Genomic DNA, 17809 nt, shown 5'->3' on the forward strand with positions numbered 1-17809 from the left:
CGCAGCCGCCACCCGGCGAGACAACCGCACGAATAAAAAAACCGGGGAATCCCCGGTTTTTTTATGCCTGAAAAATACTTACTGATTTGCCGCCGGGCCACAGCCACCGATGATCTTGGAGATGGAGATCGCCGGGTGCAGCAGGTAGTCGTAGCTGCAGTTATTTTTGGTGTTTTGCACGTGGCCGGTGCACGCCGTCAGGGTAGTTAAGATGCCTGCAACCAGGGCAATCTTTGCCAGTTTGAACATAACGCTTCCTTGTCTGTAACATGAGGGAATATATAGAAAATATGCTTTCGCGGAAGGTATGTTATCGACAGAGGTAAGAGAGGAGTAGTCCATAACAGGACTACTCATTTTGCGGGGAATATGTTCAGTCTGGCTTAGTGGTTTGAGAACCAGTTGAGCTTGTCGCGCAGGGCCACCACGCGGCCTACGACGATCAGCGCCGGGCTTTCAACCTGCTGCGCCAGATCGCCCAACTGGGTTAACTCACCACTCACCACGCGCTGTTTGATCGCGGTACCGTTTTCCACCAGCGCAACCGGCATATCCGCCTCCATGCCGTGTTCAAGCAGCTTAGCCTGAATGGTCGCCGCCTGGTTCAGCCCCATATAGAACACCAGGGTCTGTTTCTCGGCGGCCAGGTTATGCCAGTCCAGCTCGCTGCCGGTTTTCAGGTGGCCGGTGACCAGGCGCACGCTCTGGGCGTAATCACGATGGGTCAACGGAATGCCCGCATAGGCAGAACAGCCGGAGGCAGCGGTAATGCCCGGCACCACCGAGAACGGAATGCCCGCCTCACAGAGGGTTTCCAGCTCCTCACCGCCGCGCCCGAAGATAAAGGGATCGCCCCCTTTCAGGCGCACCACGCGTTTACCTTTTTGCGCTTCACGCAGCAGGATCTGGTTAATCTCTTCCTGCGGCACGCAGTGGTAGCCCGCACGTTTGCCAACAAACACCCGATCCGCATCGCGGCGCACCAGGTTCATGATGTCGTCGGAGACCAGACGGTCATAGACCACGATATCCGCCTGCTGGATCTGCTGCAGCCCTTTGAGGGTCAGCAGGCCGGCATCGCCCGGACCGGCACCCACCAGCACCACTTCGCCCCGGTGATCGAGCGGAGCATTGATCAGCTGCTCGGTGGTTTCCTCCACGGCTTTCCGATCCTGATTTGCCAGCGACTGCGCCAGTCGATCGTTGACGAAGAATTTTTCCCAGAAGCGGCGACGTTCGCCCACGGTGGCGAACTGCTTTTTCACGCGCGAGCGCAGCTGCCCGGCATACTGCGCCACCTGGCCCAGATGCTGGGGCAGGATCGCTTCCAGCTTTTCGCGCAGCAGGCGCGCCAGTACCGGGGAAGTCCCGCCGGAGGAGACGGCGACCATCAGCGGCGAACGGTCGATAATCGACGGCATGATAAAGCTCGCCTCTTTCGGCGCATCCACCACGTTGCAGAAGATCCGCCGCGCTTCACAGGCGTTGCTGACACGCTGGTTAACCGCATCGTCGTCGGTGGCGGCAATGGTCAGCCAGCAGGTATCGAGCAGAGATTCCTGGAACTCACCCTCGACGAGGGTGAGCATCCCTTCCTGCGCCCACACGGTGAATTGCGGGGCGAAGGCAAGGGCATTGACGGTGAGCCGGGCACCTGCCTCTAACAGCAGGCGGGCTTTGCGTTCAGCCACATCGCCACCCCCTACCAGCAGGCAGTCGCGATGACGTAATTGACAGAATATAGGCAGGTGATCCACGACATTACCTCTTCTTACGGGTTGGCTTTCGCCTGAACGGTTGCGATGGTAGCCGGAGTCGGACGCTCCGCTTTAGGGGTAGCATACCAGTAACCCCAACCCATAAATACAACCCCAGAAAGGGTATTGCCAAGCGTTACCCACAGCAGGTTATGGCCGATACCTGACAGGGTATAAGCTTCGCTGTGGTGACCGAACCAGGAGAGGGCAAACAGCGTCATGTTAGCAACGGAGTGCTCGTAGCCGGAGGCGATAAAGGCCAGCAGACACCACCAGATGGCGATAAATTTCGCGGCACCTTCGGTACGGATCGCCATCCAGATGGCAAGGCAGACCAGCCAGTTGCAGAGCGCACCTTTGAAGAACAATACCATCGCCGGTGCGGAGGTTTTCGCCAGCGCGACGGTGTGCACGAGGCTGGTATCTACTGGCAGCAGGCTGCCGCCGCCCCAGCTGTAGAGCAGGGCGACAAACATCGAGCCGACCAGGTTGCCGAGCCAGGTTTGCGGCAGGATCGCCCACATCTGACCCTGAGTGATGGTGCCCGCTTTAACGCCCAGCGTCAGGAACATGGTGTGACCGGTAAACAGTTCAGAACCGGCGATGATGACCAGGGTCAGGGCGATACCAAAGGTGGCGCCCATCACCAGCGGACGAATGGCGGGATCGAGCAGATTGCCGAGGGTGAAAATTAAAATAATCCCCAGCCCGACATAGGCACCCGCCATGGCGGAGCTGATCCAGAACCCGAGAGGACTGTTTTTACTGAGGCGTGCAATACGCGCAGCATTAGCCGCACACTTATTGATAGTGTCTGTAAACATGGCTTGATTATCCTGAAAAATAAAAGAAAAAATTTAAAAAAGGGAGGCATTGCGCCTCCCTGTAAATAATTAACCGCGTAACTGCACCTTGCCGTCTTTGACACGCACGTCATAGTGCTTCACGGAGTGACTCTCATCTTCCATGCAGTGGCCGTCACTCAGGCGGAAACGCTGCTTTTTCAGCGGGCTGGCAACCCACAGCTCGCCCTGATGTTCGGCGATGATCCCGCGGGAGAGCACGCTGGCCTCGAAGAACGGGTCGATATTGCTGATGGCAAAGACCTGTTCGTCGTGACGCGGGCGGAAAATGGCAACCTGCTCATGACCTAACAGCGCGCACACGCCGGTGGCAGGCAGGATCTCGTCGATTTTGCAGATGTTTACCCACTGGCTCATACGTTTTCCTCCACCAGCATGACCGGAATGCGTTCATAAGGCGTTGCGGGGCGATGCTGTTCGCGCTCTGGCACCACCTGCACGCTCGGGTCGCGCTGGTTGCTGTTGATAAAGTGTTTGAAGCGAACCTGCGCCGCCGGGGTGTTGACGGTTTCAGTCCATTCACAAATCACGGCGTCACGCAGGCGCGCCATCTCTTCTTCCAGCGTCGCGTTCAGGCCGAGTTTGTCGTCGATAATAACGGACTTCAGGTAGTCGATGCCGCCTTCGAGGTTATCCAGCCACGGCGCGGTACGGGTCAGTTTGTCCGCGGTACGGATGTAGAACATCATGAAGCGGTCGAGGTACTTGATCAGCGTTTCACGATCGATATCCGCCGCCAGCAGATCTGCATGACGCGGTTTCATCCCGCCGTTACCGCAGACGTACAGGTTCCAGCCTTTCTCAGTGGCGATGATACCCACGTCTTTACCCTGTGCTTCGGCACATTCACGGGTACAGCCGGAGACGCCGAACTTCATTTTGTGCGGGGTACGGATGCCTTTGTAGCGGTTTTCCAGCTCAACGCCGAAGCCGACGCTGTCGCCCACGCCGTAACGGCACCAGGTGCTGCCGACGCAGGTTTTCGCCATACGCAGCGCTTTGGCATAGGCATGACCGGTTTCGAAGCCCGCTTCAATCAGCTGACGCCAGATTTCCGGCAGGTCGTCTTTCTGCGCACCGAACAGGCCGATACGCTGGGAACCGGTGATTTTGGTGTACAGGTTAAATTCGCGGGCGATGCGGCCCACCGCCACCAGACCTTCCGGCGTGATTTCACCGCCGGCAGAGCGTGGGATCACCGAGTAAGTACCGTCTTTCTGGATGTTAGCCAGGAAGTTGTCGTTGGTATCCTGCAGCGGGGTGTGCTGCGGCTTGAGGACATACTCATTCCAGCAGGAGGCCAGCAGAGAACCGACGGTCGGCTTACAGACTTCACACCCGTAACCCTGGCCGTGTTTCTGCAGCAGCTCGTCGAAGGATTTGATGCCTTCCACGCGGATCAGGTGGTACAGCTCCTGGCGAGAGTAGGCGAAGTGCTCGCACAGGTTGTTGTTCACTTCGATACCCTGTTTCGCCAGCTCGGCGTTGAGCACCTGAGTGACCAGCGGGATACAGCCGCCGCAGCCGGTACCGGCTTTGGTTTCGGCTTTCAGCGCCGCCACGGTGTGGCAGCCTTTATTGATGGCAGAAATCAGCATGCCTTTGGTGACATCGAAGCAGGAGCAAATCTGCGCGCTGTCTGGCAGTTTATCGACGCCAATCGAAGGCTTACCGCTGCCAGCGTGGGCAGGGAGGATCAGCGCGTCCGGGTTTTCCGGTAGTTCGATGGCGTTCAGCACCAGCTGCAGCAGGTTGCCGAAGTCGCTGGTATCACCCACCAGCACCGCACCGAGCAGGGTTTTGTTGTCCTGGCTGACGATAAGACGCTTATAGACTTCTTTGCTTTCATCAAGATAAACGTAGCTGCGAGCGCCAGGCGTACGGCCATGCGCATCACCAATACCGCCGACGTCCACGCCCAGCAGTTTCAGCTTGGCGCTCATGTCTGCGCCTTCGAAGGCATTTTCGTTACCGAGGATGTGGTCAACGGCGACCTGCGCCATTTTGTAGCCCGGGGCAACCAGACCGTAGACGTGATTTTCCCAGCTGGCGCACTCGCCAATGGCGTAGATATCCGGGTCGGAGGTCTGGCAGGTGGCGTTGATCATGATGCCGCCGCGCTGGGCAACCGCCAGGCCGCACTGGGTAGCCAGCTTGTCGCGTGGACGAATACCGGTGGAGAAGACGATGAAGTCCACTTCCAGCTCGCTGCCGTCGGCGAAGCGCATGGTTTTGCGCGCCTCGGTGCCTTCCTGCACGATCTCTTTGGTATTTTTGCTGGTGTGGACTTTTACACCCATGCTCTCAATTTTGCGTTTGAGCTGATCGCCACCCATGTGGTCGAGCTGCTCTGCCATCAGCATCGGGGCAAATTCGATGACGTGGGTTTCAACGCCTAAGTTTTTCAGCGCGCCAGCGGCTTCGAGGCCGAGCAGACCGCCGCCGACCACCGCGCCGCGTTTACTGCGACGGGCGCAGGATTCGATGGCGTTGAGATCTTCAATGGTGCGATAGACGAAGCAGTCCTGAGTTTCTGACCCTTTGATCGGTGGGATCCACGGGTAAGAGCCAGTCGCCATGATCAGTTTGTCGTAAAAAACCGTGCGTCCCGCACTGGAATGAATCACTTTTTCCTGACGGTTGATGGTGATAGCGCGTTCGCCCACCAGCACCTTCACGCCATGTTTCTCGTAAAAACCTTCGCGCACCAGAGAAAGCTCTTCGGCGGTATGGTGAGAGAAATAGGAGGAGAGGTGCACGCGGTCGTACGCCTTACGGGGTTCTTCACAGAACACGGTAATGTCGAACCGGGCGGCATCGGCTTTATCAAGAAGATCCTCAATAAAGCGGTGACCGACCATGCCGTTACCGATAATCGCGAGTCTGACTTTGCTCATTTTTGCCTCGATTTCTTTTCTATTACCACCTACCTTAACGATTCAGCAAAGCCGCTTATTGATGCAAATCAAATACGCCTTCACCTACTCCTTAGTGAGTAGATCACTGATTTGTCAGGTTTTTTATAAGTTGCGGAAATAGCAGGCTTTTCGTGATAGCCGATTTTGTGTACAAATTAGGGGCCTAATCTTTAATTTTCGTTACCCCTAAATTTCAGCCCCCTTCTTCGGGAGAATACGATGTCTACAGCACCGCTTTGGCTTATCCAGAACGTCCGGTTACCGGGTCGGGACGGACTCTGGCAACTGGCTATTGAGAACGGTCGTTTCGGCGAAATCACCCCGACGGGCGACGGACACAGCGAAAGTTATGAAGTGTTAAACGCCCGCGGTGGGCTGGCCCTGCCACCCTTTATCGAGCCGCATATTCATCTCGATACCACCCAGACCGCGGGCGAGCCGAACTGGAACCAGTCCGGCACGCTGTTTGAGGGCATCGAACGCTGGGCGGAGCGCAAGGCGCTGCTCAGCCATGAGGATGTCAAAGCCCGGGCGTGGAAGACTCTGAAGTGGCAGATCGCCAATGGCATCCAGTTTGTGCGTACCCATGTGGACGTCTCCGACCCGACGCTCACCGCCCTGAAGGCGATGCTGGAGGTGAAGCAGGAGGTGGCTCCGTGGGTCGAGCTGCAGATCGTGGCCTTCCCGCAGGAGGGGATCCTCTCTTATCCCAACGGCGCCGCTCTGCTGGAAGAGGCGTTACGGCTGGGGGCCGACGTGGTGGGCGCCATCCCGCACTTTGAGTTCACCCGCGAGTACGGCGTGCAGTCGCTGCATATCGCCTTTGAACTGGCGAAGAAGTACGACCGACCGCTGGATATTCACTGTGATGAAATTGACGACGAGCAGTCGCGGTTTGTCGAAACGGTGGCAACGCTGGCGTATGAGGCGGGCATCGGTCCGCGCGTGACTGCCAGCCATACCACCGCCATGCACTCTTACAATGGGGCTTACACCTCGCGGCTGTTCCGCCTGCTGAAGCTCTCCGGGATTAACTTCGTCGCCAATCCGCTGGTGAATATTCATCTGCAGGGGCGCTTTGACGACTACCCGAAACGGCGGGGTATCACCCGCGTGAAGGAGCTGCTGGAGGCGGGGGTTAACGTCTGCTTCGGCCATGACGACGTGTTTGACCCCTGGTATCCGCTGGGCACCGGCAACATGTTGCAGGTCCTGCATATGGGGCTGCACGTCTGTCAGATGATGGGCTATCAGCAGATCGACAGCGGGCTCAATCTGATCACCCACAACAGCGCGCGAACCTTTGGCCTGAGCGATTACGGTATCGAAACGGGCAACCCGGCTAACCTGGTGATCCTGCCTGCGGAGACGGGCTTTGATGCGGTGCGCTGTCAGGTGCCGGTGCGCTGGTCGATTCGTCAGGGAAGGGTGATTGCCACCACGCAGCTGGCGCAGACGTGGATCCAGATGGATAACGGCGGGGAAGAGGTGTGCTTTACCCGAAACAGCCCCTCTGCGGGAAGCAAAGGGGCGTGAGTAATCAGTGCGTCGCTGCGCCAGTGTTGTGCTGACGGTGGCGGGTCACAAAGCCCAGCACCAGGCACATCACGAACACCACGGCATAGAGACCGTTAGCGGTGTGTAACGCCGCCAGCGGGCCGCTGTGGGCCACAATCGGGCCGGTGACCACGAAGGTCAACATGGTGCCGATGGTGCCGCAGGTGAGTACGAAGTTAACCAGTTTCGGCGAGGCTACTTTGGTCTGCAGAGAGCCCAGAGTAATGATCGAGGTGTAAATGGCGCTGGAGAAGAAGCCGAGCGTCAGGATAAACCACGGCATATGTTCCGGCGAACCGTTGATGAACAGGTACATCAGCACGGTGGCAGCACCTGCCAGCACGGTGAGGATCCGCTGCAGATCGAAGAAGCGCAGGATAAAGCTGAACGCCCACATGCCGAACATGTACGACATCCAGAAGTCACTCACCAGCTGACCAGCATCGTTCAGGCTCAGCCCCAGTCCTTTGGCGTACTCCGGCACCCAGGAGATAAAGCCCAGCTGGCCGAGGATATAGCACAGGGCCGCAACGGAGAGGAACAGCACCCCAATACCCCACTTCTCTTTCACCACCGGCTCGCTGGTGGTCTGGGCTTTTTTGCCGAGAACAGGGAAGTCACAGCCGAAGGTCAGGACAAAAATCGCCACATAGACCAGACCGATGCAGGCGTAAACCCAGTACCACTCGATGCTACGGGCCAGCAGCGCCGCGGCCACCATCGGGAAGATCATCCCGGCCATGCTGAAGAAGGAGTCGGTGAACAGCAGACGCGCCCCGCGCTGGCGGCCTTCATACATGTGGGTAATGAGAAATGTCCCGATGGACATGGTGATCCCGCTGACCAGCCCGAGGACAAACATAGCGGCGGAGAACAGGGCGATGCTGTGGCTGAGCATCAGGCCTGCGACGGCGGCGACCATCAGCACAAAGCCGAAACGGAGCTGCGTTTTCAGCGGGACAATTTCCATCAGCCAGGCGTTCAGGAAAATGGAGATCAGGATCCCGGCGTTAAGGAAGGTGAAGGTGTTACTCATGCTGGAAACGGGCAGGTTGAAATAGTCTGCGATATTTCCCATCACCATCCCGGTGACGATCACCAACGCACCGGTAAGGGCGTAGGAGAAAAAGCTGATCCATGTGAGCTTGATACGATTGCTGTTAGTCATGACTGGCCTGTGAATAGAAAGGTAAAGCGCGTTGACGGCGCTGCGAGCGGCCAGATTTTAAGCGTGAATGTGATCTAATTAAATCTTTTATGATTAATTAAACGAAAATTGCAGTTTTTGGTGTGATTTAGATCACGTTAATGCCTGTGGCGTCAGTTTGCCCGACGGTTACATCTGTTTCAAATGCGTAAAATTAGGTAAATGGCTGGCCTGGATTCATACTGCTCTTTAGAATCAAGCCATTCGCTTTCTTTACTGCGCTTTGTTAAGGAATTCTCATGCTCAAATCAACCCTGGCGGCTGTTGCGGCTGTACTCGCACTCTCAGCCCTCTCTCCTGCTGCGCTGGCCGCCAAAGGAGACCCGCACGTTCTGTTGACCACCTCTGCCGGTAATATTGAGCTGGAACTGAACAGTCAGAAAGCCCCCGTTTCCGTGAAAAACTTCCTCGATTATGTGAACAGCGGTTTTTATAACGGCACCACCTTCCACCGCGTGATCCCGGGCTTTATGCTGCAGGGCGGTGGCTTCAACGAGCAGATGCAGCAGAAACAGCCGAACCCGCCAATCAAGAACGAAGCGGACAACGGCCTGCGCAACAGCCGCGGCACCATCTCTATGGCGCGTACTGCCGATAAAGACAGCGCCACCAGCCAGTTCTTCCTCAACGTGGCGGATAACGCCTTCCTCGACCACGGCCAGCGTGATTTTGGCTATGCGGTGTTTGGTAAAGTTGTGAAAGGCATGGACGTGGCCGATAAAATTTCTCAGGTGCAGACGCACGACGTCGGCCCTTACCAGAATGTGCCGACAAAACCGGTAGTTATCCTCTCTGCGAAAGTCCTGCCTTAATCCCTGATGGCGCGGGCAGTTGTTGCCCGCGTTGCCTTTACCGCCCTGCGAAACCGCAGTTTGCTGCTTATACTTGTGGCAACACGAGCACAATCAGGGAGGTAACAGGTGAAAAAGCTCACTGAAAAACAAAAATCCCGTCTCTGGGAACAGCAGCGAAACAGGAATTTCCAGGCCAGCCGCCGCCTTGAAGGGGTCGACAGCCCGTTGGTCACGCTCAGCGCAGAAGAAGCCCAGCTTCGTCTTGAAGCGTTAAGGGGGCAGCATGAGCGATAAATACGGCAACGATCGCGATCCTTACCTCTACCCGGAACTGAACGTGATGCGTAACCGGCTGGGCATTCGTCAGGCCGAACGTCTTGCGCAGGCAGCCTATGAATTCACCGCGCTGCGTGCCGCCACCCTGAGCCTCGGGCCGCTGTTGCGCGGTCTGCCGCACCTGTGCGCTATCCACCAGCATCTCTACCAGGATATTTTTGACTGGGCGGGCGATATTCGTGAGATGGACATTTACCAGGGCGATACCCGCTTCTGCCACTTCGCCTATATCGAAAAAGAGGGCAATGCCCTGATGCAGGATCTGGAGGAGGAGGGATATCTCGTCGGGCTGGAGAAAGATGAGTTCATTAACCGCCTCAGCCACTACTATTGCGAAATCAACGTCCTGCATCCGTTCCGCATCGGCAACGGGATTGTGCAGCGCATCTTCTTTGAACAGCTGGCGATCCATGCCGGATATCAACTCGACTGGCGTGACATTGACCCTGAAGAGTGGGCCCAGGCCAACCAGAGCGGTGCGATGGGGGATCTGAGCGCGCTGAATACAATCTTCAGCAAAGTGGTGAGCGAAGCCCGGGAAACTGAGTAGAATAGGGCGGCCATTTTTTCGGGAGCCGCCATGATTCTGCTGATTGATAACTACGATTCCTTCACCTGGAACCTGTACCAGTATTTTTGCGAGCTGGGGGCGGAGGTGGTGGTCCGGCGCAACGACGTGCTTTCTCTGGAAGAGGTCGCGGCGCTGAACCCGCAGAAAATCGTGATCTCTCCCGGCCCCTGCACGCCGGATGAATCCGGGATCTCGCTGGCGGTGATCCAGCACTATGCCGGTAAATTGCCGATCCTCGGCGTCTGCCTCGGGCACCAGGCCATCGCCCAGGTCTTTGGCGCGACCATTGTCCGTGCCGCCAAAGTGATGCACGGCAAAACTTCTCCGGTGACGCACAATGGGACGGGGGTCTTCTCTGGCCTCAACAATCCCCTGACCGTGACCCGCTATCACTCCCTGGTTATTGATCCGCCCACCTTACCCGACTGCTTTGAGGTGACGGCCTGGAGCGAGACCCGGGAGATTATGGGTATCCGCCACCGGGAATGGGATCTGGAAGGGGTGCAGTTCCACCCGGAAAGCATTCTCAGCGAACAGGGACATCAGCTGTTGGCTAATTTCCTCCAGCGTTGATTTTTAGTTGCCATAAAGTGATTTTTTAAGCATATTTCGTGATTATATTTTCACTTCTGCTTCTTGCTTAAAAAAGGGTGGGGTTACATGGCAACTGAACAATCTGCAATTACGCGCGCAACATTCGATGAAGTTATCCTGCCAATTTATGCACCGGCTGAGTTTATCCCGGTGAAGGGCAAAGGCAGCCGCGTCTGGGATCAGCAGGGTAAAGAGTACATTGATTTTGCGGGCGGTATTGCGGTGACGGCGCTAGGCCACTGTCACCCGGCGCTGGTCGAGGCGCTCAAAACCCAGGGTGAAACCCTGTGGCACACCAGCAACGTCTTTACCAACGAACCGGCGCTGCGTCTGGGGCGTAAAATTATCGACGCCACCTTTGCCGAGCGCGTGCTGTTTATGAACTCCGGCACCGAAGCCAACGAAACGGCCTTTAAGCTGGCGCGCTACTACGCCTCCACCCGCCACAGCCCGTTCAAAACCAAAATCATCGCCTTTCACAACGCCTTCCACGGCCGCTCGCTGTTTACCGTGACCGTGGGCGGTCAGCCAAAGTATTCCGATGGCTTTGGCCCGAAACCGGCCGACATCATTCACGTGCCGTTTAACGATCTGCATGCGGTAAAAGCGGTGATGGACGATCACACCTGCGCGGTGGTGGTTGAGCCGATCCAGGGCGAAGGTGGCGTGACGGCGGCGACGCCGGAATTCCTGAAAGGGCTGCGCGAGTTGTGCGACCAGCATCAGGCCCTGCTGGTGTTTGATGAAGTGCAGAGCGGCATGGGCCGTACCGGGGATCTGTTTGCCTATATGCACTACGGCGTGACGCCGGATATCCTGACCAGCGCTAAAGCGCTCGGCGGCGGTTTCCCGGTCAGCGCGGTGCTCACCACCCAGGATATCGCCTCGGCGTTCCACGTGGGCTCACACGGCTCCACCTACGGCGGAAATCCCCTGGCGTGCGCGGTGGCAGGCGCGGCCTTCGATATCATCAATACCCCGGCGGTGCTGAGCGGCGTTAAGACGAAACGCGAGCAGTTTGTGAAGCACCTCCAGCAGATCGATGCCCAATATGATGTTTTCAGCGATATCCGCGGCATGGGCCTGTTGATTGGCGCTGAGCTGAAACCGCAATACAAAGGCCGGGCGCGCGATTTTCTCTATGCCGCCGCCAGTGAAGGGGCGATGGTCCTCAACGCCGGGCCGGACGTGATGCGCTTTGCGCCGTCGCTGCTGGTGGAGAGCGAGGATATCGACGAAGGGATGAGCCGCTTTGCGCAGGCGGTGAAGCGCGTGGTTCAGGCGTAGGCCCGTGCAAGCGTAGCGCCGCCGGGCACAAACGTTAATACGGCGTGCGCTTCAAACGCCGGATCAACCAGATCCCATGATGCGGACGCTGACGCCATGCCACTGACGAAATAGTGTGCATGGTGTTCAGATGCCCCAGTACGCGCTGAAGGTGTTGCTCCAGCGTGCTCATGGGGCCTTGCGTCAGGGTCTCTGGCGCTTCCAGAATATTGCTGTCCCCACTCTCACCCGGCGCGTCATACTCCAGACGCTGCTGACAGCGCTGAAGCGCAATTTCACACGACTGCAGATAACGCTGCGCCAGATCTGGCGTCAGCATCGTATGCTCCCGCGCCAGCGTCGTCATGGCGTTGATATGCTCGACGATAAACTGGCTGTGCGTTACCCACAGCTTCATATCCGCCAGATACGCCGAATTGAAGCCCGGCTCCTGCATCGCCTGGTTGAGGGAGTTGAACAGGGCGTTGTGCGCCTGGTTGACCTTCATGCGCTGCCAGGCCAGGGGTGTCGGCTGCGGATCGTCGCTGAGGATCAGGCGGATAGCCTCCTGATCGGCCTCCAGCGCGTCGTGAGCGTTCTGGCGCAGCAGCCCGCTCTGCCACTGCGGCCACAGCCAGACCATCCCGCCGAAGGCAATCAGGCAGCCAATCAGGGTATCGGCCAGCCGGGCGATAATAAACTGCTCGCCGTTCAGGGTCAGCAGCTGCAGGGTATACACCGCCGTAACCGTAAAGCCCACCGTCGCCCAGCCGTAGCTCTTGCGAATGATCAGGTAGCTCACCAGGGTTACCATCAGCATGCCGGCAAGGGTGTACCCCTCCGGGACGTGGAAGTGCAGAGTGACACCGGCGATAATCAGTCCCGCCAGGGTCCCGGCCGCCCGGTGGAGAATTCGCACCCGCGTCGCGCTGTAGCCGTTTTGCGTCACCAGCAGCACGGTCATTAAGATCCAGTAGGGTTTTGGCAGGTGCAGCGCCACGCCCATCAGGCTGGCGATACTCAGCATCACGCTGATGCGCGCCGCGTTACGCAGGGCGGCAGATTTTAGCGACAGGTAGCTTCTCAGGGCGGGGAGCAGCGGCAGCCGTTTCTGTTTGTCAGCCATCAGGTCGCGCGGATAGAGCGGACGCTGCGTGCGCAGCACGCGGGCAATCCGGCTGAAGTGCCAGGCGCAAAACTGCCCCACCGGGTTATCAGGGTGCTGACGGGCGATTTTCTCCAGCGCGCCAAGCTGCTTGTCCATAGAGAAACGGGTGGGGTAGCGATGATAGAGAATGTCGTCGGCCAGCACCCGCAGACGGGCCGCAACGGTCTGCGCGTTCCAGCGGATCACCGCTTCGGCGTGGCTGCGCTCCACCAGCTTTTGCACCTCCTTCGGGTGATGCAGGCTGACGGAGATGTGCTCCTGCAGATCCAGCCCCACCTGGAAGGTGCGCAGCAGGCGTTTGTATTCATGATTTCTGTTGGCCGCCAGCATATGCAGCTGCTGATAGCAGAGGCTGATCAGGTCCACCACCTTCTGCTGGCGGGCCAGCAGCGGCGGCAACGATTTTTCAGGATCGGTGTGCTGCGTCAGCAGGGTGTATTTGGCTTCGCAATACTCTGCCAGCTGTTGATAGAGCACGCTCAGCGACTCTCGCAACGGCTGTTCGCGCCACATCCAGAACCAGAACCAGTTAAACAGCCCGTACCAGAGGGTGCCCAGCGTATAGAGGAGTAGCGGCTCCCAGACCGGCATGTTCCCCGCCAGACTCAGGGTAAAGATAGCCGCAATCAGCGAGGCGGGCAGCAGCCGGGCATGCAGGGCGCTGATCTCAGCCGTGACCCCCAGCGTCATCGCCAGCACGGTCAGAATGAGGGGCAGCGGAATATCCCGGGCCAGCAACAGCTGCACGGCCAGGCTACAGCCGGCGAACAGGCAGCCGCCAATGGTCAGGCGTTTAAAAAAGCGTTTATGCGGGGTGTCCAGACCGGCAATGTTGCAGCAGGCAGGAACGAGAGAAAAGAGCAGACCTTGTTGCAGATGACCGAAGATCAAACCCACAGCCACGGGGAGACACAACACCAGGGTTTGCCGCAGTGCGTAGTTAACTTCCGGGTGATAAATGAGCCTGCGCCACATGGGGATAGAGACAAAAACGGCGTGTCATCCTGCGATGCCACGCCGTTTTAGCGGAATTAACGTGTTCCGTAAACCACGATGGTTTTACCGTGGGCAGAAATCAGGTTTTGATCTTCCAGCATTTTCAGGATACGACCCACTGTCTCACGAGAACATCCGACGATCTGACCAATTTCCTGACGGGTAATTTTAATTTGCATACCGTCCGGGTGGGTCATGGCGTCTGGCTGTTTCGCCAGGTTCAGCAGGGTCTGAGCGATGCGGCCCGTTACGTCGAGGAAGGCGAGGTTACCCACTTTCTCGGACGTGACCTGCAGACGGCGAGCCATCTGCGAAGAGAGGCGCATCAGGATGTCCGGGTTGACCTGGATCAGCTGGCGGAATTTCTTATAAGAGATCTCAGCCACTTCACAGGCAGTTTTAGCACGAACCCAGGCGCTACGCTCCTGACCTTCTTCAAACAGGCCCAGTTCGCCGATGAAATCTCCCTGATTCAGGTAAGAGAGGATCATCTCTTTACCTTCTTCATCTTTGATCAGCACTGCCACTGAGCCTTTGACGATGTAATACAACGTTTCCGCTTTTTCACCCTGGTGAATCAGCGTGCTCTTCGATGGGTACTTATGAATATGGCAATGAGACAAGAACCATTCGAGAGTCGGGTCTGTTTGCGGTTTGCCAAGCACCATGCGCTGTTATCCTCTGTTATAAGCTGTCTCCAGAGTCTGGCTCTGTACCTGTACTCTGGGGTTACAATCGAATTCTTTCCCCTGCCTGGGGACTGGCTGTCACAATAATTAGCAGCCTGTAATGTGTGATGTCCTCTGCATACATGTGCAACGTCAATGTATTACTGTAGCATCTCGACTGTTTTAGCATAGCTTTTGCCGCCTGTCTCCTGGTGTCTCGCTTCAGCTTGATGCAGGTCGACTTCCGTTGTCAGAATTGTTACTGACGCGTAATCTGTCAGGAAAAATGCACTCCTGGAGTTAATACAAATGCAAGCACGTGTGAAATGGGTTGAAGGGTTAACGTTCCTCGGTGAGTCGGCTTCCGGGCACCAGATTTTGATGGATGGCAACTCCGGTGACAAAGCGCCAAGTCCGATGGAAGTGGTCCTGATGGCGGCAGGCGGATGCAGCGCGATCGACGTGGTGTCGATCCTGCAAAAAGGGCGTCATGATGTGACTGACTGCGAAGTAAAACTGACCTCAGAGCGTCGTGAAGAGGCACCGCGCCTGTTCACCCATATCAATCTTCACTTCGTGGTGACCGGTAAAGAGCTGAAAGACGCGGCGGTATCCCGTGCGGTGGATCTCTCAGCCGAGAAGTACTGCTCCGTGGCGCTGATGCTGGAGAAAGCGGTCAAGATTACCCACTCGTATGAAGTGATCGGGGCGTAATCCCATTGCCCGGTAGGCGTAGCGCCACCGGGCAAAAATCCTCAATCGATCTTCTTGCCTTCCATCAACCGCTGCACCAGCGGCGTCATGATTAACTCCATCGCCAGCCCCATCTTCCCGCCCGGGACCACCAGCGTATTGATGTGCGAAATAAACGAACCCTGCAGCATCGCCAGCAGCCAGGGGTAATCGATATTGTCCAGATTGCGGAAATGGATCACCACGAAGCTCTCGTCCAGCGACGGGATGCCTTTGGCAGCAAAGGGGTTAGAGGTATCCACGGTCGGGACGCGCTGGAAGTTAATGTGGGTGCGGGAAAACTGCGGCGTCAGGAAGTTGATGTAATCCTCCATCGAGCGCACCACGGAGTCCATCACCGCCTCGCGGGAGTGGCCGCGTTCGCTGGTATCCCGCGTCAGCTTCTGGATCCACTCCAGGTTCACAATAGGGACTACACCTACCAGCAGATCGACATGGCGCGCCACGTCGTGCTGTGGCGTCACCACCCCGCCATGCAGGCCTTCATAAAACAGCACGTCGGTGGGTTCCGGCAGGGGCTGCCAGGGGGTGAAGGTGCCCGGCACCTGGTTCCAGGGGACCGCTTCGTCATAGGTATGCAGGTATTTGCGCGCCTGGCCGGTGCCGCTTCGCCCGTATTCGGCGAAGGTTTGCTCCAGCAGGCCAAAGTCGTTGGCATCCGGGCCAAAGTAGCTGATGTGTTTGCCCATATCCCGGGCTTTGCGGATAGCCATGTCCATCTCAGGACGGGTGTAGCGGTGAAAGCTGTCGCCTTCCACTTCCGCGGCGCGCAGATGCAGCTGGGAGAAGATCTTACGAAAAGCGAGGCTGGTGGTGGTGGTACCTGCACCACTCGACCCTGTAACGGCAATAACCGGATGTCTGGCGGACATAGCAACTCCCTGAGTGGAAAGAGGTCGCGGTTAACCGCGAAATTGATTGCGAGGCATGATGTTGACGGTTTCGTGCAGCTCGGACCATACGACCAGCACCTCACCGCTTTGCAGCTGGCGCCTGACGTCGGCGACCTTCTGCTCAAGCGAAAGCTCCTGTTCACCATAATCGGTGCCTTCGCGTAACACAAAGCTTTCAATCAGATTATCCAGCGTTTCGGGAGCCAGATCTTGCCAGGGAATAATCATCTTATCGGTTCCAGGTATGTGGTCAGCCAGTCCGGGATACGCGTTTCCAGCCACATGGTCGGGCGACGCAGCGTGCCGCCGACAAAGCCCACGTGCCCGCCATGTTCGGTCAGCTGGTACTGCACGTTAGCGGGCAGAAACGCCTGCGCCGGTATTGAGTGATGATCCATAAAGGGATCGTCTTTCGCGTGAATAATCAGCACCGGTTTGGTGATCTTGCTCAGCACCGGCATGGCGCTGCACTGACGATAGTAGTCAATAGCATCGGCAAAGCCGTGAATTTTGGCGGTGATCAGATCGTCAAATTCGCGGATGCGGCGCACTTTCTTCAGCTGCTGCAGACTGACCGGCAGCGTATCCGGGTAAGCTTTCAGTTTGCGTGCCGCATTGGCTTTGAGCAAGTTCAGCAGATAGCGCTGATAAACACGCGAAAAGCCCTTCTCCATATGATAGCTGCAGTGCTCCAGCATGAACGGAGCAGAGACGATGGCGGCGGCGTCCAGCGGGATGTTGTCGCCCTCTTTTGCCAGCAGGCAGGCGAGCATATTTCCGCCCAGCGAATAGCCTACCGCCGCGGTAGGGGCCGGGCCGTGGGTCTCTGCCAGCCAGCGCAGGAACCAGGTGCCATCTTCCGTTTCGCCGGAGTGATAGATGCGTTTCTGGCGATTGGGTTCGCCGCTGCATCCGCGAAAGTGCATTACGACGCCCAGCCAGCCGCGCGCTTTCGCCGCCTGGATCAGGCCGTGAGCATAGGGGCTGTGCAGGCTGCCCTCCAGACCATGAAAGACCACCAGACGAGGTTTGTGCCGGGCCTGAAGCGGATCTTCACTCCAGGCTAAATCAACGAAATCATCATCCGGCAGGTCAAGGCGCTGCCAGACGGGGGTAAAAAGCACTTTACGGCGGATGAGACGCGGCAGCATGGTCTGCAGGTGTCGATTCGACACCCCCCGCATGGGCACAAATTCTGCACTCTCGTCGGCTGCAATGTTGAAATCTGAGGGAATGATTTGGGTCATAAAGGTGATGCTAATTATTGTCTGTTATTTACGATAGCTTCCGAATTGTACCCCGTTTAGCCTGGTTTTCCGAAACATGAACTGATCCCTATCAAAAATATTTACCTTGATTATTACTCTCAGGCTAATGATTCACCTCTACGCTTAATTGATGACTTTCTCGCCAGGGTGCAGACTTTACTCAACGTTAAGCAAATCTAAAGATGTGCTGAATCAGGAGG

Annotated in this window: 18 protein-coding genes; 7 read left to right on the forward strand and 11 right to left on the reverse strand. The window is 57.2% G+C overall.

The features are described 5' to 3' along the window. Positions 1 to 78 precede the first annotated feature (78 nt). The 5 genes from WFO70_RS20520 to nirB form a co-directional block, all read right to left on the reverse strand. The gene (locus tag WFO70_RS20520) at positions 79 to 249 is read right to left on the reverse strand and encodes a YhfL family protein (RefSeq protein ID WP_032614785.1); all 171 of its coding nucleotides are present in this window, start codon (positions 247 to 249) and stop codon (positions 79 to 81) included. Positions 250 to 383: 134 nt separating this feature from the next. Continuing rightward, complete coding sequence (gene cysG / locus WFO70_RS20525; protein WP_337018877.1) at positions 384 to 1757, reverse strand: siroheme synthase CysG; 1374 nt, start codon at positions 1755 to 1757, stop codon at positions 384 to 386. 14 nt (positions 1758 to 1771) lie between these two features. Beyond that, positions 1772 to 2581: a nitrite transporter NirC gene (gene nirC, locus WFO70_RS20530; protein ID WP_337018880.1), complete on the reverse strand. Its 810-nt coding sequence runs from the start codon at positions 2579 to 2581 to the stop codon at positions 1772 to 1774. 69 nt (positions 2582 to 2650) lie between these two features. Further along, a complete protein-coding gene (nirD, locus tag WFO70_RS20535) occupies positions 2651 to 2977 on the reverse strand; it encodes a nitrite reductase small subunit NirD (RefSeq protein WP_039031530.1) in 327 nt (108 codons plus the stop codon). Continuing rightward, on the reverse strand, positions 2974 to 5517 hold the full coding sequence (nirB, locus tag WFO70_RS20540; protein WP_337018882.1) for a nitrite reductase large subunit NirB: 2544 nt from the start codon (positions 5515 to 5517) through the stop codon (positions 2974 to 2976). Before nirB ends, nirD begins: the two co-directional genes overlap by 4 nt. 240 nt (positions 5518 to 5757) lie before the next feature. Here nirB and WFO70_RS20545 point away from each other — a divergent pair, with 240 nt between their 5' ends. After that, positions 5758 to 7074 carry a cytosine deaminase gene (locus tag WFO70_RS20545; protein ID WP_337018883.1) on the forward strand — a complete coding sequence of 439 codons (1317 nt, stop codon included), beginning with the start codon at positions 5758 to 5760 and terminating at the stop codon, positions 7072 to 7074. Between the two features lie 4 nt (positions 7075 to 7078). On the opposite strand, the gene tsgA is transcribed toward WFO70_RS20545, so the two are convergent. Further along, complete coding sequence (tsgA, locus tag WFO70_RS20550; RefSeq protein WP_337018885.1) at positions 7079 to 8263, reverse strand: MFS transporter TsgA; 1185 nt, start codon at positions 8261 to 8263, stop codon at positions 7079 to 7081. Positions 8264 to 8541: 278 nt separating this feature from the next. Between tsgA and ppiA the strand changes: the two genes are divergently transcribed. The 5 genes from ppiA to argD all read left to right on the forward strand — a co-directional run bounded on the left by ppiA (position 8542) and on the right by argD (position 11884). Beyond that, positions 8542 to 9114, forward strand: a complete 573-nt coding sequence (gene ppiA, locus WFO70_RS20555; RefSeq protein WP_032614775.1) for a peptidylprolyl isomerase A — start codon at positions 8542 to 8544, stop codon at positions 9112 to 9114. A gap of 108 nt (positions 9115 to 9222) precedes the next feature. Continuing rightward, the gene (locus tag WFO70_RS20560; protein WP_337018888.1) at positions 9223 to 9390 is read left to right on the forward strand and encodes a YhfG family protein; all 168 of its coding nucleotides are present in this window, start codon (positions 9223 to 9225) and stop codon (positions 9388 to 9390) included. After that, positions 9380 to 9982 (forward strand): putative adenosine monophosphate-protein transferase Fic, encoded by a 603-nt coding sequence (locus tag WFO70_RS20565; protein ID WP_337018890.1) that lies wholly within the window; start codon positions 9380 to 9382, stop codon positions 9980 to 9982. The genes WFO70_RS20560 and WFO70_RS20565 overlap by 11 nt, the downstream gene beginning before the upstream one ends. A 30-nt stretch (positions 9983 to 10012) precedes the next feature. Beyond that, positions 10013 to 10576, forward strand: coding sequence for an aminodeoxychorismate synthase component 2 (gene pabA / locus WFO70_RS20570; RefSeq protein WP_337018892.1), 564 nt, complete (start codon positions 10013 to 10015; stop codon positions 10574 to 10576). 87 nt (positions 10577 to 10663) lie between these two features. Further along, positions 10664 to 11884 (forward strand): bifunctional acetylornithine/succinyldiaminopimelate transaminase, encoded by a 1221-nt coding sequence (gene argD / locus WFO70_RS20575; RefSeq protein WP_337018894.1) that lies wholly within the window; start codon positions 10664 to 10666, stop codon positions 11882 to 11884. Positions 11885 to 11918: 34 nt separating this feature from the next. Here the strand turns inward: argD and WFO70_RS20580 are convergent, their stop codons facing one another. After that, positions 11919 to 14006: a YccS/YhfK family putative transporter gene (locus WFO70_RS20580; RefSeq protein ID WP_337018896.1), complete on the reverse strand. Its 2088-nt coding sequence runs from the start codon at positions 14004 to 14006 to the stop codon at positions 11919 to 11921. Positions 14007 to 14062: 56 nt separating this feature from the next. Then, entirely contained in the window at positions 14063 to 14695 is a 633-nt protein-coding gene (gene crp / locus WFO70_RS20585; protein ID WP_000242758.1) for a cAMP-activated global transcriptional regulator CRP, read from the reverse strand. 309 nt (positions 14696 to 15004) lie between these two features. Here crp and WFO70_RS20590 point away from each other — a divergent pair, with 309 nt between their 5' ends. Further along, a complete protein-coding gene (locus tag WFO70_RS20590; protein ID WP_337018898.1) occupies positions 15005 to 15409 on the forward strand; it encodes an OsmC family protein in 405 nt (134 codons plus the stop codon). Between the two features lie 41 nt (positions 15410 to 15450). On the opposite strand, the gene WFO70_RS20595 is transcribed toward WFO70_RS20590, so the two are convergent. The 3 genes from WFO70_RS20595 to WFO70_RS20605 are packed head-to-tail and all read right to left on the reverse strand — an operon-like array spanning position 15451 to position 17588. Further along, positions 15451 to 16320: a phosphoribulokinase gene (locus WFO70_RS20595; RefSeq protein WP_333852983.1), complete on the reverse strand. Its 870-nt coding sequence runs from the start codon at positions 16318 to 16320 to the stop codon at positions 15451 to 15453. A gap of 30 nt (positions 16321 to 16350) precedes the next feature. Continuing rightward, entirely contained in the window at positions 16351 to 16569 is a 219-nt protein-coding gene (locus WFO70_RS20600) for a YheU family protein (RefSeq protein ID WP_106995183.1), read from the reverse strand. Beyond that, on the reverse strand, positions 16566 to 17588 hold the full coding sequence (locus WFO70_RS20605; protein ID WP_337018903.1) for a hydrolase: 1023 nt from the start codon (positions 17586 to 17588) through the stop codon (positions 16566 to 16568). The genes WFO70_RS20600 and WFO70_RS20605 overlap by 4 nt, the downstream gene beginning before the upstream one ends. Positions 17589 to 17809: the final 221 nt, after the last annotated feature.

The organism is Leclercia sp. AS011 (assembly GCF_037152535.1).
Taxonomy (GTDB): Bacteria; Pseudomonadota; Gammaproteobacteria; order Enterobacterales; family Enterobacteriaceae; genus Enterobacter.

Coding starts and splice junctions, on each gene's coding strand:
- WFO70_RS20600 (WP_106995183.1), bottom strand. CDS start 16,569: ATGATTATTCCCTGGCAAGATCTGGCTCCCGAAACGCTGGATAATCTG.
- WFO70_RS20605 (WP_337018903.1), bottom strand. CDS start 17,588: ATGACCCAAATCATTCCCTCAGATTTCAACATTGCAGCCGACGAGAGT.
- tsgA (WP_337018885.1), bottom strand. CDS start 8,263: ATGACTAACAGCAATCGTATCAAGCTCACATGGATCAGCTTTTTCTCC.
- pabA (WP_337018892.1), top strand. CDS start 10,013: ATGATTCTGCTGATTGATAACTACGATTCCTTCACCTGGAACCTGTAC.
- ppiA (WP_032614775.1), top strand. CDS start 8,542: ATGCTCAAATCAACCCTGGCGGCTGTTGCGGCTGTACTCGCACTCTCA.
- WFO70_RS20590 (WP_337018898.1), top strand. CDS start 15,005: ATGCAAGCACGTGTGAAATGGGTTGAAGGGTTAACGTTCCTCGGTGAG.
- WFO70_RS20545 (WP_337018883.1), top strand. CDS start 5,758: ATGTCTACAGCACCGCTTTGGCTTATCCAGAACGTCCGGTTACCGGGT.
- nirD (WP_039031530.1), bottom strand. CDS start 2,977: ATGAGCCAGTGGGTAAACATCTGCAAAATCGACGAGATCCTGCCTGCC.
- nirC (WP_337018880.1), bottom strand. CDS start 2,581: ATGTTTACAGACACTATCAATAAGTGTGCGGCTAATGCTGCGCGTATT.
- WFO70_RS20595 (WP_333852983.1), bottom strand. CDS start 16,320: ATGTCCGCCAGACATCCGGTTATTGCCGTTACAGGGTCGAGTGGTGCA.
- argD (WP_337018894.1), top strand. CDS start 10,664: ATGGCAACTGAACAATCTGCAATTACGCGCGCAACATTCGATGAAGTT.
- crp (WP_000242758.1), bottom strand. CDS start 14,695: ATGGTGCTTGGCAAACCGCAAACAGACCCGACTCTCGAATGGTTCTTG.
- WFO70_RS20520 (WP_032614785.1), bottom strand. CDS start 249: ATGTTCAAACTGGCAAAGATTGCCCTGGTTGCAGGCATCTTAACTACC.
- WFO70_RS20565 (WP_337018890.1), top strand. CDS start 9,380: ATGAGCGATAAATACGGCAACGATCGCGATCCTTACCTCTACCCGGAA.
- WFO70_RS20580 (WP_337018896.1), bottom strand. CDS start 14,006: ATGTGGCGCAGGCTCATTTATCACCCGGAAGTTAACTACGCACTGCGG.
- nirB (WP_337018882.1), bottom strand. CDS start 5,517: ATGAGCAAAGTCAGACTCGCGATTATCGGTAACGGCATGGTCGGTCAC.